Below are 3,087 nucleotides of genomic sequence, written 5' to 3' on the forward strand. Positions count from 1 at the left end.
ACCCGACATTTGACTTATGTTGGTGGACTAATCTCTAGATACGCCATTTGAAAATCTGAATTTAGAAGAATTGTTATGACGTTCCTCTCGTTTTAAATGTGCAATAATTCTTGCCTCCAATTCTTTTAAACTAAATGGTTTCATTATATAGTCATCTCCACCAGACAACAACCCATTTATCTTATCTTGTTCTTCCACTTTTGCTGTCAAGAAAATAATTGGGCAAGATACCTTATCACGTATCATCCGGCAGTATGTAATCCCATCCATCACTGGCATATTAATATCAAGTAAAATAATATCTGGTTTTTGAGCTAACATTATTTCCGAATCAATAGCAGAGTTCGTCGTCATAACAATATAATTTTTGAATTCAAAATAACTCCTTAGGAGCTTGAGTAGTTCTTTATCATCATCTATCAATAAAATCTTATACTCCATTATATCACCTCAATTTAATTGTACTAGATAAATGACAACAAAGAAACAACGATTCATATTTTTTACACCTATTACCATGCTTTTCTAGTCTGGTAATCGTATTTTTGTTTTATCTCCCTTTCAAATTACATACAGGTATCTTCTTACGTAAATCTTGTAAACGATTCAACGCTTCATAAAGTGTCTCATCCTTTTTCGCAAAATGAAAGCGAATTAGATGATTGACGTTCTCACGGAAAAAGCTAGAACCGGGAACAGCACCAACACCAACATCTCGGGCAAGTACCTCACAAAATTCCAAATCACTGTCAAAACCAAATTCTGAAATATCAAGGAGTATGTAATAGGCTCCCTCTGGAACCGTATGGCTAATTCCGATATCGTCTAGTCCTTTTAAGAATAGATCACGCTTCTTCGTATATTTATCTTGAAGCCATCTATAATATGTATCATCAAATTTGAGGCCTACTACCGCCGCCTCTTGTAATGGAGCTGCAGCGCCCACCGTCAGAAAATCATGAACCTTTTTTGCTACATCTATTACATGAGCTGGAGCAATGATATAACCAAGTCGCCAGCCTGTTATGGAATAGGTTTTTGAAAGTGAACTACAGGAAATGGTTCGCTCCCACATTCCAGGAAGTGACGAAAAATATACATGCTTGTGTGGCTCATATACAATATGTTCATATACTTCATCTGTAATTACAAAGGTATCATATCTCTCGGCAAAATTGGCAATCAATTTCAGTTCATCATAAGTGAAAACCTTACCACATGGATTAGACGGATTACATAAAATTAAAGCCTTTGGTTTTTGCTTAAAAGCTGCTTCAAGTTCATCTGGATTAAAATTGAACTTTGGAGGATATAGAGGTACATAAATCGGATCAGCTCCAGAAAGGATTGTATCTGCACCGTAATTTTCATAAAATGGTGAGAATACAATTACCTTATCACCAGGATTGGCAACCGTCATCATAGCCGCCATCATTGCTTCTGTACTTCCACAGGTTACAACGATTTCTCCATTGGGATCAATCTTTCGCCCCAACAACCTGGATTGCTTCTCTGCCAACGCTTCTCTGAAGTTTTGTGCGCCCCAGGTGATAGAATATTGATGAAAATCTTCGTGAGTAACTTGAGACAGACGTTCTAGAATCTCACGTGGTGGCTCAAAATCCGGGAAACCTTGTGACAAATTCACTGCATCATATTGTAAGGAAACCCTTGTCATTCGTCGAATAACAGAATCCGTAAATGTATTTGTTCTTTTCGATAGCTCTGGCATAATTTCACCTCCAATTTAAATCGTATAGCTCAATTTTCTTTCATCGACAATTCTTTTTGACTTGTGTTCCGAACGTGTGTCTAACCCTCCATCTGGATGAACCTTTACGCTGTATGGTTTTACACCAATTCTAGATTTCAAAGCGGCTGATACTCGGTCAGCAAGTACCTCATCAGCTTCTGTACTATCTGCATTCTTTTCTATTTCAACAGAATACTTGCAAGTAAAATCTTTTTCAAACACGCGGATTAGATATTCCCCAGTAATACCATCTAGTTCATGTATAACAGCTTCGATATCACTTGGAAATACGTTAACAGCGGATACAATAAACATATCGTCTTTTCTACCGTTAATGTGAATTCTACCGTGAGTACGTCCGCATGTACATGGTGTATTGTCAATCCAGCCAATATCTCCCGAACGAAAACGAATCATCGGTCTAGCATGTTTACGAAGTGTAGTATATACAAGTTCACCAACCTCTCCAGCAGGCAGAACATCACCGGAGTGAATATCTATAGTTTCCACAAGAATATGATCTTCTGCTATATGTAAACCGTCTTTTGCTTCGCACATTGCTGCACAGGCTCCGAAGATATCAGAAAGCCCATAGAAATCATAGAGGTCTGCACCCCATAAATCTTCAATTGCTTTTCTGGTTGCGTCAATAGACCCCCCTAATTCTCCTGCGACGATAATCTTTTGGATAGATAAATCCTTTTTCGGATCAATCCCATTTTTCTTCGCTGTTTCCCCTAGATACCATGCATAAGATGGACTAGTCCATATAATGGTAGGCTGATAAGTCTTTAAGATATACAGTAGGCGTTCACTTGGTAAGGTTCCTCCCCAAATACATAATGCACCTAAGTTTTGAGCACCAATAACATCTGGTCCACCTACATACAACGAAAAATTCAGCGCATGTACATAACGATCTTTTGGTCTCATTCCAATCTGCCAAAACCAACGACTTTGTGCATCCTGATATTCATCAAAATCCTGTTTTGTAAATGGACTCATTGTAGGTACACCTGTAGAACCTGTAGACGTTGAGATGAACACCACATCTTCTTCCGAAACCGCACAAAGTTCACCTAAGAAGGAACCTACCCCTTGGGTATCACGCTCGGTCTTTTTATCAATAAACGGGAATTTTACTAGATCTGAAAGTTCTTTAATATCCTCAGGTTTCACCCCTACTTCATCAAAAGATCTCTTGTAGTACGGTGAGTTTTCATAAGAAAATTTAACCATCTCTTTTAGTGATTCTAATTGAAGTTTTTCAAGTTCCCCCCTTGAAAGTGTTTCAATTTTGTCGTCCCAGAATTTTTTTTCGCTCATACTTATAC

General features: G+C 38.0%; 3 protein-coding genes. All 3 read right to left on the bottom strand.

The window, feature by feature from the left end:
* Nucleotides 1-27 precede the first annotated feature (27 nt).
* Nucleotides 28-441: a response regulator transcription factor gene (locus ACW2QF_RS11145; protein WP_455716075.1), complete on the bottom strand. Its 414-nt coding sequence runs from the start codon at nucleotides 439-441 to the stop codon at nucleotides 28-30.
* Between the two features lie 109 nt (nucleotides 442-550).
* Nucleotides 551-1,732, bottom strand: coding sequence for a pyridoxal phosphate-dependent aminotransferase (locus ACW2QF_RS11150; RefSeq protein WP_455716076.1), 1,182 nt, complete (start codon nucleotides 1,730-1,732; stop codon nucleotides 551-553).
* Nucleotides 1,733-1,747: 15 nt separating this feature from the next.
* Nucleotides 1,748-3,087 (bottom strand): phenylacetate--CoA ligase family protein (locus tag ACW2QF_RS11155; protein ID WP_455716077.1); only part of this gene is annotated, 1,340 nt, incomplete at its 5' end.

The sequence above is a fragment of the Anaerosporobacter sp. genome (assembly GCF_965301125.1).

Excerpts from the sequence above, each read along its gene's own strand:
- ACW2QF_RS11145 (WP_455716075.1), bottom strand. The coding sequence starts at position 441 with ATGGAGTATAAGATTTTATTGATAGATGATGATAAAGAACTACTCAAG.
- ACW2QF_RS11150 (WP_455716076.1), bottom strand. The coding sequence starts at position 1,732 with ATGCCAGAGCTATCGAAAAGAACAAATACATTTACGGATTCTGTTATT.